Annotated in this window: 12 protein-coding genes; 5 read left to right on the top strand and 7 right to left on the bottom strand. The window is 41.6% G+C overall.

What is annotated here, in order from left to right:
* Positions 1–41: 41 nt before the first annotated feature.
* The 6 genes from E6C50_RS17035 to E6C50_RS17010 form a co-directional block, all read right to left on the bottom strand.
* On the bottom strand, positions 42–1,535 hold the full coding sequence (locus E6C50_RS17035; RefSeq protein ID WP_136404452.1) for a DUF3570 domain-containing protein: 1,494 nt from the start codon (positions 1,533–1,535) through the stop codon (positions 42–44).
* 3 nt (positions 1,536–1,538) lie between these two features.
* A complete protein-coding gene (locus E6C50_RS17030) occupies positions 1,539–1,745 on the bottom strand; it encodes a DUF4266 domain-containing protein (protein ID WP_136404451.1) in 207 nt (68 codons plus the stop codon).
* Positions 1,746–2,738 (bottom strand): FAD:protein FMN transferase, encoded by a 993-nt coding sequence (locus E6C50_RS17025; protein WP_136404450.1) that lies wholly within the window; start codon positions 2,736–2,738, stop codon positions 1,746–1,748.
* Entirely contained in the window at positions 2,735–3,172 is a 438-nt protein-coding gene (locus E6C50_RS17020) for a thioredoxin family protein (RefSeq protein ID WP_136404449.1), read from the bottom strand. The genes E6C50_RS17025 and E6C50_RS17020 overlap by 4 nt, the downstream gene beginning before the upstream one ends.
* A gap of 5 nt (positions 3,173–3,177) precedes the next feature.
* On the bottom strand, positions 3,178–4,536 hold the full coding sequence (locus tag E6C50_RS17015; protein ID WP_136404448.1) for a T9SS type A sorting domain-containing protein: 1,359 nt from the start codon (positions 4,534–4,536) through the stop codon (positions 3,178–3,180).
* Between the two features lie 137 nt (positions 4,537–4,673).
* Positions 4,674–6,065 (bottom strand): HTTM domain-containing protein, encoded by a 1,392-nt coding sequence (locus E6C50_RS17010; protein WP_136404447.1) that lies wholly within the window; start codon positions 6,063–6,065, stop codon positions 4,674–4,676.
* Positions 6,066–6,168: 103 nt separating this feature from the next.
* On the opposite strand from E6C50_RS17010, the gene E6C50_RS17005 reads away from it, so the two are divergent.
* The 3 genes from E6C50_RS17005 to E6C50_RS16995 all read left to right on the top strand — a co-directional run bounded on the left by E6C50_RS17005 (position 6,169) and on the right by E6C50_RS16995 (position 10,182).
* Positions 6,169–7,527 (top strand): porin, encoded by a 1,359-nt coding sequence (locus E6C50_RS17005; RefSeq protein WP_136404446.1) that lies wholly within the window; start codon positions 6,169–6,171, stop codon positions 7,525–7,527.
* Between the two features lie 30 nt (positions 7,528–7,557).
* Positions 7,558–8,652, top strand: a complete 1,095-nt coding sequence (locus E6C50_RS17000) for an imelysin family protein (RefSeq protein ID WP_136404445.1) — start codon at positions 7,558–7,560, stop codon at positions 8,650–8,652.
* 144 nt (positions 8,653–8,796) lie between these two features.
* On the top strand, positions 8,797–10,182 hold the full coding sequence (locus E6C50_RS16995) for a di-heme oxidoreductase family protein (protein ID WP_136404444.1): 1,386 nt from the start codon (positions 8,797–8,799) through the stop codon (positions 10,180–10,182).
* A 286-nt stretch (positions 10,183–10,468) separates the two neighbouring features.
* On the opposite strand, the gene E6C50_RS16990 is transcribed toward E6C50_RS16995, so the two are convergent.
* The gene (locus E6C50_RS16990; RefSeq protein WP_136404443.1) at positions 10,469–11,203 is read right to left on the bottom strand and encodes a DUF4197 domain-containing protein; all 735 of its coding nucleotides are present in this window, start codon (positions 11,201–11,203) and stop codon (positions 10,469–10,471) included.
* Positions 11,204–11,299: 96 nt separating this feature from the next.
* Here E6C50_RS16990 and E6C50_RS18035 point away from each other — a divergent pair, with 96 nt between their 5' ends.
* Positions 11,300–11,434, top strand: coding sequence for a hypothetical protein (locus E6C50_RS18035; protein WP_262712833.1), 135 nt, complete (start codon positions 11,300–11,302; stop codon positions 11,432–11,434).
* Positions 11,435–11,621: 187 nt separating this feature from the next.
* Complete coding sequence (locus tag E6C50_RS16985; RefSeq protein ID WP_136404442.1) at positions 11,622–15,050, top strand: methylmalonyl-CoA mutase family protein; 3,429 nt, start codon at positions 11,622–11,624, stop codon at positions 15,048–15,050.
* The last annotated feature ends 18 nt before the right edge of the window (positions 15,051–15,068 follow it).

Here is a 15,068-nt window from a genome sequence, read left to right as displayed (position 1 = left end):
GTTAAAAATTAAAATATAATTGTTTATTGATCAATAATTATTTACTGGACAAATTTGATTCCGAGGCTGATGATATCCGCTTTTAAAGCATCACTTCTTTCGTAACGTTGGTAGCGCAAATCGATATTTTTCAGACCGAAATGCAGAATACGCGTGTTGGTAAGCAGATCGGTATAACTCAATCCGAAACCATACTGATGACTGTCGAAGGACGAAAGGTCATAATCGGATGTATAATAGCGCTCGTAGGAATAATGTTTTTCAAAGGGTGCGAAATAGCGGACACCTTTTTGGGTGTAAAAACGATACATGGGCAAAAGGGTAAAATGTTCCGAAATACGATACGGAATTTCGATACTGGCAGTATGGGCAGACAATCCCCAATCGTCGGCATAAAAACGGTAATAACTGCGCACAACAAATTGTTCGTTGATATAATAGTTCATCCGCGCGCCAACCGGAATTTTAAAGCGCGTTCCCGGTAGGCGTTCTACGTCATCCGATAAACGGAATACACCGATGTTCCCGGGTTTGTCGTAAATCGGAATATAACGCGGCTGACCAATATAGTAGTTGGCTTTGTCGGCAAAATAAATACGATGGTACGGTGTCGATAGTAAGCCTTCCTGATACAAGACGTCCATAAATAAGGAAACTTGTAAACGTTTGGTCAATACTTGCGATAATCCTAACGAAAAGGAATACGAATTCCGGTTTTCATTGGAAAACTCATGGAAGGCTTTTGGTAGGTAATTGGTCGATTGTTGTCCGTATTCGTCCAAAATCGTCACACCCTGGAAATAACCGAAACCTTGAAAGTTCAATCCGTAAAGGGCATATTCGTGTAGTTCGGTCGGATAAATCGCATCCCATTTGTCAAAATAAGCACTGGCTTTTACGCTGATTTCGGTGTTTTTGTCGTTAAACAATTTGGCAACACCGGCACCAACTCCAAAGGATTGGTAGTCGTATTCTTTGGAAACACTACTGTTAATATTCCAGATTGTATTTCGATTGTCTGAACTATGACTATAACTGGCCGATAGTGTTTTTAAAACATCCTTACGGGAAGCTCCGGTCGATTCGATCCACGGACTTCCATAAGGAGCCGGTGTCGTTGTTGTAGTCGTATAATCGTCGTCTTTACTGTAAAGACCGGTTGGATTCATACCACGGGAAGCCCCGGTATTGTTGTTATTAGTGGTGGTTACGGTATACGATCCATCGGTTACAAACGGGTTGATGTTACTGGACGAAGCCGACGTATAGGCTGAAAAACCGGCATCGATGGTTAACACATCGTCGTCATTCAACGGGATGGTCAATACGATATTGGAGGTGTAATCTTTTAATTTTTCGGTTCCAACACCACCGCCAACAGCCGAGTGTTTTCCATCCTGTTGGTAGTAACTTCCCAAAAATTCGATCTCGGTTGATTCGAGTACCCGTTTCTTATAGGACGTAGCGTTTTCGTCTTCCTGAGCATTTACAATAGAGCAACAGAAAAGACCGGTATAAAAAAGTATTTTTTTCATGGTTTAATTGCAGCCACAGCCTCCCCCTGTTTTTCCGCCATTGGCGCCCGAAGCACCTTCGCGGTAAATTTGAAAATTGGTCTCGTAGCGTTCGGACGATCGTGCCGATAGTTTCATATCGGGATCATTAATGTTTTGTTTTTCGTATTCTTTTACGGAGTTACAGGAAAAAAGAAGAAAACACCCTAAAAGGAGTAATGCGGGTTTCATTTAGTTGGTCTTTTTTAATTTTTTATGATCAAAGTTTTTGGAGTAGAAAATTTTGCCGCTGTCGGTTACAATAACCGCGCTAATCTGTGGAATCTGGTTGATGAGGTTCATACCAACTTCCTGACCCAGTACCATAACGGAGGTCGAGATACCATTGGCCATTTCGGCGCTTTTGGCAAAAACCGTAACACTCGATAAGCCGCTGGCCGGATAGCCTGTTCGGGGATCAATAATATGAGAATATCGTTTTTTATCGATTTCAATATATTTTTCATAACTACCGGAGGTAACTACCGCACCGTCGGTTAGTGGGAAAACTGCAAAAACGCGTGCTTTGTTTTTTGGATTGGTAATCCCGATGGTCCATTCTTTGCCATCCGGTTGTTTTCCCCAGGTGTTCATATCGCCGGATGCATTGATGATTCCGGCTACGACGCCTTTTTCCATCATAAGCTCCTTGGTTTTATCGGCGGCATAGCCTTTCCCGATCGATCCGAAACCGATTTTCATTCCCGGTAATTTTAGGAAAATAGTACGGTGTTCTTTGTCGAGGATGATGTTTTGGTACCCAATCTTTTTTACGGATTCTTTTACCTCTTCCGGCGAAGGCAATACGGTCATACTACCGTCGTATTTCCAGATTTTATCGGCCGCTGCAAAACTGATATCAAAAGCACCGTCGGTTAGTTTGGAAAAACCGATCGCGCGTTGCGTCAGATCAAAAAGTTCCTGATCTACGACAACCGGACGGATTCCGGCATTCCGGTTGATTTCCGATACCTGTGTTTGTGGCATCCATTCCGAAATGAGGTTTTCGATACGGGTGATTTCGGCCACAGCGGTGTCGATATAAGCATTCGCTGTTGGAATATCTTTTGCCACTATCGTGATGTCAAAACGGCTTCCCATTAGTTTAACCACCCTTTTGTGCGCTACTTGTGCGTTAAGGACGATACTGCTTGTCAGGAATGCGATCAGGAGAAAGCGTTTCATATTTTCTTTTCTAAAGTGTGTAATAATTCGATATAAGCCGTAGGGCTGATGTTTTTATATCCGGTTTTGCCTAGAACTTTTCCATTTTTGTCCAATACAACCACTAGCGGAAAATGACCTTCCTTATTGTATTGTTCGGCCAGATTGTTGTTTTGGTTTTGTTGGTTTTCCGATAAGGTGTTGGTTTTCTTTTTTGGAAAATCGGCTTTTACCAGAATCCAGTTTTTATCCGCTTCGGTTTTAAATTCTTCCGAACTCCAAATGGCTTTGTCGAGTTTGATACAAGGCGCACACCAGTCGGAACCGGAGAATACGAGTACGATATTTTTGTTTTCGGCCACGGCATTTTTTTTGCCGTTTTCAAAATCGTTTTCCCAATGCTGGGCATACGTAAAGGTACTGATTAGAAGTAAAAATAAATAGTGGCTTTTCATACGGGTTATTTTTTGATGATCTTTTGTGTCGCGGTCTGACCGTTTTCAAATTCAATTCTGGCGGTATAAATCCCGTTTCCAAATGCCGATAGGTCTGCGGTGTTAGAAGTCTGAACAGTAATGATCTGACCTAATGCATTGTAAAACGTAATTTTTTTGATGTTTTCAGCAGCTTCAAATGTCACGGTTCCTTGCGTTGGATTTGGATATAGTCGCACGGATGTTTTGTCGAAATCGGAAGTGTTCATTGTTTGTTCGGCAATCATAATGGCATAATCTTCCACTTCACCACGGGCGCTGCCTATAAATTCACAGGCTTCGGCGGCGGTTACAGCGGTTAATCGTTTCGAACGGATTCGCATGCGGGTGGTACCGCTTAAAGCAGATGCCGGAACTACGATTTGATTACTGCTAAACGTAGCACTGTTACTACTGTTGATGGTCCCCAAACTGAAAAATTCAGTACTTTCGAAGGTTCCGTTTTGGTTAAAATCGATCCAAACACCAACACCTCCGCTGCTTCCCGGATTGTCTACCGTCACGGAAATACTGTTTGTCGAACCTTTGGCAACTTGTGCCGCTCCAACGGTCGCACTATAATCGATATATGAATAGTTATCCTGACTGCATTCGGTGGTATAATTGATTCCGGAAAAAGTTACGTTGGTTATCGTACCGCCATACAAACAGCTGTTGTTGTTAGTAATCGTACAGTACGTTGCTGTTGGCGTAGTACTGTTCATGGTGATCTGGACATTCGGACGGTAATACGAGCCGCTCATGTTGGCATTGCTGTTCCATGGCGTTGCAGTTGGTGTAAAAAAGTCGACACCGCTGCTGTATTTGCGACACAGATAGTTGGGATTGGTTGTCGTGGCTCGGAATCTCGGATAATTGTTATCGTCTTTTGTAGTTGCATCCCGTACTACCAATATGGCTAAATTACCGGCGTTTTTATCGTAGGAAAATGGGGTTGTAAGGGTGATGGTATTCCATCCGGCTGCCGTAATAGCCGGTAATGCTCCGGAATATACTTCGGTATAACCCGAAAAACCGGTACCAACCGTACCCGATGGCAAAGCGGTAAGCGTGGTGGTTTTTAAATAAATTTTGATATTGTTGGTTGCCGCTGCATTAAAAGTAGAACTGTGTTGCCAGGATAAAGCGGTTATTGTTCCGGAACTATTGATTTCGCTGGAAAGATACAGACTTTCGCTGGCTGATTTTTCGTATACGCAGTTTACCGGCGCGTCGCTGGTAATGTTGTTACTGGTTTCATTTCCGATACGTATCGGTTGTGCGATACCATCGGGAATGGGGAATAAGAGTAATGCAGTAAAACAGGCGTGTAATGTTTTTTTCATTTTGGGTAAGTTATTTTTATTTATACTAAATCTAAATAATTTGCAATACTACTAAATTTTCTTAATGGTTTGACCTTTTGTCGATATTTTTTTGAATTTTATTTAATGAAGTAGCCGAATTGCTGATAATTATACTGCTATTTGTAGAGTAGAATCCATTCATTATGAGTGAAATAATTCCATTCTGCTTTTGCAAAATCGACATTCGGATCGATGAGCGTTCGGAGTGGTTTTTTATTAATCGACACCTTCGAATCGATATAAATACTGATGTTTTTACCTTCCTTTTGATATTCTTCTTTGATCTTTTGCGCCGTTTGCCAGATCATATCCGGTTTGGTTTGCATCCCACGAATCTGTTTTTTAGTCAGAATGCGTTTTAATTTAAAGCGTTTTTTTTCACCGGTGGCATGATCCACAACATAAAACTTGGAATAGCCGCTACGGTTGCGCAGCATCATCCGCCAACTCAAGCGATGGCCTTCTTCGGTCCATAAAACATCACCTTCGATAAGCCAGTGGCGTAACGGGAAAGCCAGTTGGAAAATAAAATAGGGAACAAAAAAGTACAACAGTATGCGCTTTCGGTAATTCGTTTGTTGCACATCAGCTTCCGGTACGACTTTTTTCCGGAAAAACAGTCGGCGTATGGTTTCCGGTGGAAAAAGTAATATGGAAAACGAAAGTGCCAGGAATGGAAAGATTCCGATACCCAGATGTATTTTATTAAAAAAATGAAAAATGACCGAGGCGATAAAAGCCAGCATTCGCGTACGACGCCATAGCATCAACGGAACTACCAATAAGTCGAAAAGGATGCCGGCATAAGCGATAAACAGGTAAAACCATTTCTGAGAATAGAGTGTTTTCAGGGTTGGTGTAGCATGCTTATTTAACATTTCCCGGGTAAAAGTACCATCGAGCCAATCGGGGTAGAGTTTGGCTACGGTCGCATAAAAATAAACAATTCCAACCTGGAGAATCAATACCCAAATACACCATTGGGGGATATGAGTTTTACGAATGGATGGTTTTAATTTGGCATCTACCGAATTAGCACAATTGGCCGGTAGAAAAAACAACATAATCCCAAGCAATAAAAGTAGGTAGTGATGATTATTATAGGCTGTTTTTTGCATAAAGTAAACACCTGCCCACATAATCGTAAACAAAGCCATGCTGAAACGGTAGAACAATCCGATCGAAATAAGCAACCCAACAACTCCCATTGCATAGAAGTAATAGAGCATGCCATCACCGGGTAACGGCTGTAACCACTCCATTCCGATATGTGTGAAAGTGTAGGAGGGAAGCATAAAATTACGACGTACCCATTCGGAGTTGACAGATTGTAAACAATGTAGTGCGATCAATAAACCAAAAACAATCCTGAAAAGGATCAATTGCGAATTGTCAATCGGAGTAAATAAGGCGGATAGTAACTGATCCTGCTTTTTTTGTAATTGCCCTTTTATCGGTTTTAAGCGATTGAAGGCTAAAATGTTAGCGAATCGATAGTCTTTTAACATAAAAAAATCTTAATCAAAAGTTAGGGCAAAGTTAAAAAAATATTACACTTATTTAGACTTATTAAAAATAAATATATAGCTTTGCCCGAAATTTAAAGACTGTATGAACCGAATATTACTTTTACTACTCGCCGGAATTTCATATACTGGATACGCACAAACGGTTGATTATACGAGTGTTAAACAACTTAAAGAGCAAATAAAAAAGGAGCTTAGAGAAGAGCTTCGACAAGAAGTAAAGCAGGATTTTGCTAACGATAATAAGAACCTTTTTAACTGGAGCAAGTTTACCCTGAGTGGCTACGGAGTGGTGAATTATTACAACTACCGGCGCTATGATACCGACTTAGGAATGAAGGATAAATTTGATGCCGAACGTTTGAACTTATACCTGGGTTATAATTTTAACGATTGGATTAGTTTTAAATCGGAAATCGAATTCGAACACGGCGGAACCGGTTCTACTGTTGAGCTGGATACACAAGAAGAAGCCGGTGAATACGAACAGGAAATCGAAGCGGGTGGAGAAGTGAAAATCGAGCAGGTTCACGTAAACCTGGCGATCCGTCCGTATTTTAATGTTCGTGTGGGACGTATGAAAATCCACTTTGGATTGGCACAGGATTTAGACCGCCCGATCTCGTATTTTACAACACACCGTCAGGAAATGGAAAACGAAATCTTACCATTGGGTTGGTATGAAAATGGGGTGCAGTTCCACGGAACTTTCTGGAAAAAACGATTCAAATATGAGGTGTCGGTAACCAATGGTTTGGACGCGTCCGGGTTTAGTTCCCGAGGATGGATTAAAGAAGGATACCAAACCCGTTTTGAAATGTCCGTTGGCGAAAGCTGGGCACTTACGGCACGTTTGGATTATAAATTCGGAACACACAAAAATACCTATTTCGGGGTTTCGGCCTATATCAATGATGCCGCGGCAAACCGTCCGAAAAGCGATATGAAGGAATCGGCTTATGTGACCATATTCGAAGGACACATTACCTACGATGACGATTACCTGCGTTTTAATTCGATTTTCCTATATGGTAACCTTGAAAATTCGAATATCGTTTCCCGTAAAAATGCCAGTTTGTCCAACAACTTAGGGGTTAAAAGAACGCCGGTTGGAAAAAATGTAGTCGGATTTTCGGCTGAGGTAGGTTATGAAATCCTGCATTTCATCAATCCGCAGGCCAAACAAAAAGTATACCCGTTTTTACGTTACGACTATTACGATACCATGCATGAAGTGGAAGGAAACGTAGTGCGTAAACCGCGTTGGGAGCGCAGTGCGATGATGGGTGGATTTAACTGGTTTGTGCATCCGCAGATCGTGTTAAAAGCACATTACCAAAACCGACGATTGGGATCGTATCAGTTTGATCCGGTAACATCGCTAAACACAGGTGAAAAACAACAAGAGAATACTTTTTCTGCCGGAATCGGATTCTCGTTTTAATAATAAAATACTAACTCAAATTTTTAATAGATGAAAAGAAGAATTTTAAGTCTGGGATTTATTGCAATGGCAATGACATTGGCAAATTGTAGTGATAATGACGATACTAACTATGTAGACCCGAACGCTTCATTATTTTCGGATGTAATTGGTAATGTGTCATCAAATGTAGTGGTAGAAACCTATAAAACATTAAACCAGAAAGCCGGAGAATTAAGAACGGCAATCAATACGTTGGCAACAACACCAAACGAAGTGAACCTGGCAGCTGCAAAACAAGCTTGGGTAAATACGCGTAAACCTTGGGAGCAATCAGAAGGATTTTTATACGGACCGGTAGCCGATGACGCTTTAGGAAACGGTGGTTTGGATCCGGCAATGGATACCTGGCCAGTTGACGTGGAAGCGATGAACAACATTCTTTCCAGTGGTCAGCCAATCACGGCTAATGTGATCGCTGCGAACCCGGAAGCACGTGGATTCCACTTAATCGAGTTTTTATTATGGGGAGAAAACGGAACAAAAACAGCGGCACAACTTACGGCTCGTGAGTTACAATACCTGAAAGCGGCTGCAGAAGATTTACAAAACAACACCCAAACATTAATCAACGGATGGAGTGCTTCTTCCGGAAATTATGTTGGATTTTTCCTTACAGCCGGAAATTCCGGAAACGTAAAATATCCGTCTCAAAAAGCGGCATTGGAGGAGTTCGTTCACGGAATCATCACCATTGCGGATGAGGTGGCGAATACTAAAATCCAGGAGCCGTTAAACGGTCCGAATGGAGAAGGGGTTTCGCCTCAGGCAGAAGAATCTCGTTTTAGTAAAAATTCACTTTTAGACTTCGCCGATAACATTCGTAGTGTTCAGAATGTTTATTTAGGGGATTATGGAAGTATTGATGGAAAAGGGTTGACAGATGTAGTAGCGGCTAGAAATCCCCAATTGGATACGGCGATCAAAGCAAAAATTGCAGAGTCAATTTCAGCCATCGAAGCTATTCCGGTATCGTTTACGGATGCCATCTATAACAACAGACCGGCAGTTGAAAATGCACAGCAAAAAGTGAACGAATTGTTCAGTATGTTGCAAACACAATTGTTGCCGTTAATTAACAACTAAGAATAGTAATTGCCATAGTAACTATAAATTTTGACCGTGATTTAGTTTCACAAGTTGTAATTAATTTGTGAACCTTCATTATGATGTCTTCCTAATCCCTCACCTAATCCAATTTAAGTGAGGGATTTTCCAATGAAAAATAACATGATAAAAAAATACATAGCATTTGGCTTGTTGGGGATAACACTGGTTTCCTGTAGTAATGATAATAATCCGGACGAATATGAGAATATCCCGGATCTGAACGACCGGTTAATGGCCGGTGGTGAAACAACTGTTTTCCTGGCAACCAGTAATGCCTTTAGTATGCCGGCTCCCAATCTGGATCCGGAAAGTCTCGGAATCCATCTATCGGGTGACGTACAGTTTGAATCGATTTTTGTAACGGCTCCGGCGAATGTCAATTCCGGATTGGGGCCCATTTTTAATAATTCATCGTGTATTGCCTGTCATCCAAGAGATGGACGATCGGCATTTCCTATGGTGATCAACAATCGAAGTGGCTTATTGGTTCGCGCCAGTATTCCGGGGATGGATGCGCATGGCGGACCGCTTGCTGCTCCGGGGTTTGTTTTGCAGATTCAGAACCAGGCCCTATTTGGATATACGCCGGAAGCGGCCTATCAGGTGACTTTCGAAGAAAGTACCGAAACTTTGGCCGATGGTACGATTGTACGACTTCGAAAACCAATTATCACTTTAACCAATCCGTATATACCGTTTCCGGCAGGGATGATGACATCGCCGCGAATTGGAACACCTGTTTTTGGTTTAGGACTTTTGGAAGCGATTCCGGAAGCGAATATTCTGGCATTACAGGATATCAATGATACTAATGGTGACGGGATTTCCGGAAAGGCCAATTACGTCTGGGATCCGGTGTTACAGCAAACCGTATTGGGACGCTTTGGATGGAAAGCCAATACCGGAACGATTTTGGTACAATGTGCGGCAGCTTATGTCGAGGATATGGGGATTACCAATTATGTGTTTCCAAATGAAACCGGTCACAATCAATCCAACGGACAAGATGGATTAAATGATGATCCGGAAATTACCAATGCCGTTTTAGATCAGGTGGCTTTGTATTGTAGAACATTAGCCGTTCCGGCACCACGAAATATAGGTAGCCGACAGGTACGGGAAGGTGCCGCGATTTTTGAGCGCATTGGTTGTACACAATGCCATACGCCAAAACAAACCACAGGATATAGTCCGATTGCGGCTTTGTCGAATCAGGTATTTTATCCGTATTCCGATTTACTTTTACATGATATGGGTGATGGATTGGCCGATAACCGTCCGGATTTCCTGGCGAATGGAAAAGAATGGAAAACACGACCGTTATGGGGGATTGGTTTAACGGAATTGGTTAACGGGCATACGCATTTTTTACACGATGGACGTGCGCGAAATCTAACCGAAGCAATTCTATGGCATGGTGGCGAAGGACAAAATGCAAAAGATCGTTTTAAACAACTTTCTACAGGGGAGCGAACCTCATTATTAGCCTTTTTAAACTCCTTATAAAATCACACCTTTATAAAGTTAAACCTGACAGGTTTTCAAAACCTGTCAGGTATCCGTTTATGGCATAAAAAAAGCCGGTGTGAGAAGCACCGGCAATTCTTTTTTAACTAACCCTAACCAAATGAGAAATCATTTATTACTCTGCAAATGTCCGACATTTTTTTTAGCACTTGTGTTAACGGAATGTTATTTGTATGTTATTGATAATTAAAAAAATAGATTCTTAAGAATACTTTAGGATTTTTCTTTCCCAAAGGCTTTTTATTCCATTTTTATAATTTTCGAATTATTTTTTGTCTTGCGCAGCAAACACTTTTTTCAATAGATCGGAGCTTCTCGAATTCAGGTTGCCGCGGATGTCTTTTTCCTCTACCGAAATCATTTTAAACACCCCTTTCATTGCTTCGTTGGTTACATAATCGGTTAAATCCGGATTCACTTTTTTAACCAATGGCAATGTGTTGTATTTATTGATGATTCCTGTCCAAACTTTATCGGCACCTACATTTTCAAACGAGGTTTTAATAACCGGGTTAAATTTAGCGTATAATGCTGTAGATGTCGACGTCTGTAAATAGTTGGTTGCAGCTGTATCGTTACCCATTAAAATATTTTTGGCATCGGTAAACGTCATTCCTTTAATGGCGTTCACGAAAATAGGAGTGGCTTCTTTTACCGCATCTTCGGCGGCGCGGTTCATCACTTTTATACCCTCGTCTGCAAGGCTTCCCATTCCCATACTACGTAGGGTTTTGTCTACTTTTTGCAATTCTTCCGGCATCAGGATTTTAACCATCTCGTTTTTATAAAAACCATCGACCTGGGTTAGTTTCGTTACTTGTTTTTCAATCCCTTTGTTTAACGCCTCTTTTAAACCGGCTGCTATATCGGTCTGACTTAACAATCCGGTAGTTTGCGTTTTGTTAGAACTTTTAATTTTATCCGTTAATTGTTTTAAAATTTGGGCATCAGCATAATTGGATAATGATAAAAGAGCAAGGAGTAAAATTATTTTTTTCATAGTATTTGTTATTGATGTTCAAAGGTAATCAAAGTTTGTACCAAAAAAATGAGATGACTTTTAGTTATGGAAAAATAAAAACCATCAATTTGACGTATGATTTTAGCGTGGACACATTCAGAAATTTATACACACGAAGAAACGAAACCCGCAAGCCAATTTAAAATCACCGGCCATAGCATTCAGGGAATGACCGAAGCGAAAGCACAAAACGACCATATCCTACGGTAAAACGATAGTTTGTTGCAGTTGCTTGTAGTTGTTTTATATAATCAGAACCTTTGGATTTGTCGGAAAGTCGCTTTTTCGTGTTATAAAAATAGGCTTAAAGCGTGTTTAAGGGCAATCTATTAACAATCGAACACTTTTTTAATCTTGCAGAATTCACTACATTGCGACCTCAAAATTCAGAATAACAATGGAACAAGCACAACCTTACCAACCTGTTAATAAAGTCCGTATTGTAACGGCTGCGTCGTTATTCGACGGGCACGATGCGGCGATCAACATCATGCGTCGAATTATTCAGGCAACCGGTGTTGAGGTGATTCACTTAGGTCACGACAGAAGTGTGGAAGAAGTAGTTAATACAGCAATTCAGGAAGATGCCAATGCAATTGCAATGACGTCGTATCAGGGTGGACATAATGAATATTTTAAGTATATGTACGACCTTTTAAAAGAAAAAGGTGCCGGACATATCAAGATTTTTGGCGGTGGAGGTGGTGTGATCCTTCCGGAGGAAATTAAGGAATTACACGAATACGGAATTACGCGTATTTATTCACCGGATGACGGAAGAGAATTGGGATTACAAGGAATGATCAACGATTTGGTACAACGGGCCGATTTTCCGGTTGGAGATGTCTTAAACGGAGAGATCAATCATTTGGAAGAGAAAAATCCAACGGCTATTGCCCGGGTGATTTCTTCGGCCGAAAACTTTCCGGAAGTAGCCAAGGAGACCTTAGATCAGATTCATCAGAAAAATAAAGAAAATCATATTCCGGTATTGGGAATCACCGGAACGGGTGGTGCTGGTAAGTCGTCTTTGGTCGACGAATTAGTACGTCGTTTCTTAATCGATTTCCCGGAAAAAACAATCGGTTTGATTTCGGTCGATCCGTCCAAACGTAAAACGGGTGGTGCTTTATTGGGCGACCGTATTCGTATGAATGCGATTAACAACCCAAGAGTGTATATGCGTTCTTTGGCAACCCGTCAGTCCAATCTGGCATTGTCAAAATATGTAGCGGAAGCGATAGAAGTGCTAAAAGCTGCCAAATACGACCTGATTGTATTGGAAACATCCGGTATTGGTCAGTCGGATACGGAAATTTTAGAACATTCGGATGTGTCATTATATGTGATGACACCGGAGTTTGGTGCCGCGACACAGTTGGAAAAAATCGATATGTTGGATTTTGCCGACCTGGTTGCGATCAATAAATTCGATAAAAGAGGTGCGTTGGATGCGATTCGCGATGTAAAGAAACAATACCAGCGCAACCATAACCTTTGGGACGTAAACCCGGATGAAATGCCGGTTTTCGGAACCATCGCTTCTCAGTTTAACGATCCGGGAATGAACACGCTTTACAAATCCATTATGGATAAAGTAGTGGAAAAAACGGGTGTCGCTTTACAGTCGACTTTTGAAATTACCCGCGAGATGAGCGAGAAAATTTTCGTGATTCCACCGCATCGTACCCGTTATTTATCGGAAATCGCCGAAAATAACCGTAAATACGACGAAGTAGCAGCTAGTCAGCAGGATGTGGCTCAAAAATTATACGGAATTTTTAAAACCATCGAAACCGTTTCGGGTCAAAAACCATTGATCAATAAATCAGGAATCGACGAGACTTCTGTAACAACTTCCGATGAGGATAAAAAACTATTCCTGTCGTTATTAGTAAAAGAATTCGACAGAGTAAAAATGAACCTGGATCCCTACAACTGGGAAATTATTCTAACCTGGGATGAAAAAGTAAACAAATACAAAAACCCGGTGTATAGTTTTATGGTTCGTGATAAAGAGATCAAAATTGCGACACATACCGAAAGTTTATCGCATTCGCAGATACCAAAAGTAGCATTGCCGAAATACCAGGCATGGGGCGATATTTTACGTTGGTCGTTACAGGAAAACGTACCGGGAGAATTCCCGTTTGCATCCGGATTGTATCCGTTTAAACGCGAAGGAGAAGATCCAACCCGTATGTTTGCCGGAGAAGGCGGACCGGAACGAACCAACCGTCGTTTCCACTATGTAAGTTTGGGAATGCCGGCAAAACGTTTGTCAACCGCTTTCGATAGTGTGACCTTATACGGAAACGACCCGGGTCACCGACCGGATATTTACGGAAAAATCGGAAATGCCGGAGTATCGATCTGTTGTCTTGACGATGCGAAAAAATTATATTCCGGATTCAATCTGGCACATCCAATGACATCGGTGAGTATGACCATCAATGGCCCGGCGCCAATGTTGTTAGGATTCTTTATGAATGCCGCTATTGATCAGCAATGTGAATTGTATATCAAAGAAAACGGATTGGAAAAAGAAGTGGAAGCCAAAATCGAGGCGATCTACAAGAAAAAAGGCGTAGCGCGTCCGCGTTATAACGGTGATCTGCCTAAAGGTAACGACGGATTGGGATTAATGCTATTGGGTGTTACCGGAGATCAGGTTTTACCATTGGATATTTATAATGACATCAAAGTAAAAACATTAGCGCAAGTACGTGGAACCGTTCAGGCGGATATCTTAAAAGAAGATCAGGCACAAAACACCTGTATTTTCTCTACCGAATTTGCGTTGCGCTTGATGGGTGACGTTCAGGAGTATTTTATTACGAAAAACGTACGAAACTTCTATTCGGTTTCAATTTCCGGATACCATATCGCCGAAGCAGGTGCTAACCCGATTACACAGTTGGCCTTTACATTGGCAAACGGATTTACCTATGTGGAATACTACCTGAGCCGTGGTATGAACATCAATGATTTTGGACCAAACCTGTCGTTCTTCTTTTCAAACGGTATCGATCCGGAATATGCGGTTATCGGACGTGTGGCGCGTAAGATTTGGGCAAAGGCGCTTAAATTAAAATATGGAGCCAACGAAAGAGCGCAGATGTTAAAATACCATATTCAGACTTCCGGGCGTTCGTTACACGCTCAGGAAATCGATTTTAACGATATCCGTACGACTTTACAGGCGCTATATGCGATATACGATAACTGTAACTCGTTACACACGAATGCCTACGATGAGGCGATTACTACGCCAACTGAAGAATCGGTACGTCGTGCGATGGCAATCCAGTTGATTATCAATAAAGAGTTAGGATTGGCGAAAAACGAAAACCCAATTCAGGGATCGTTTATCATCGAAGAACTAACCGACTTGGTTGAGGAAGCCGTTTTAGCCGAATTCGACAGAATTACCGAAAGAGGTGGTGTATTGGGTGCTATGGAAACCATGTATCAGCGTTCTAAAATTCAGGAGGAAAGTTTGTACTACGAAACCCTGAAACATACCGGTGAATTCCCGATTATCGGTGTGAATACATTCCTAAGTTCCAAAGGTTCGCCAACGGTGGTACCGGCTGAGGTTATCCGTGCGACGGAAGAGGAAAAACAATTCCAGATTCATACGCTGGAAAATCTACATCAGGCAAATGCGGATGAAGTGGTAAAACAATTGGAAATTATCCAGGAAGCGGCGATTCAGAATCAGAATATTTTCGAAAAACTGATGGATGCTGCGAAATACTGTTCTTTAGGTCAGATCACTGCAGCTTTGTTTGAAGTAGGTGGACAATACCGAAGAAATATGTAATAACATAGGAGCATCATA

The sequence above is a fragment of the Flavobacterium supellecticarium genome (assembly GCF_004801375.1).
Taxonomy (GTDB): domain Bacteria; phylum Bacteroidota; class Bacteroidia; order Flavobacteriales; family Flavobacteriaceae; genus Flavobacterium; species Flavobacterium supellecticarium.
The sequence above is the reverse complement of the archived record's forward strand: the minus strand, read 5'-3'. Positions and strand labels throughout refer to the sequence as shown.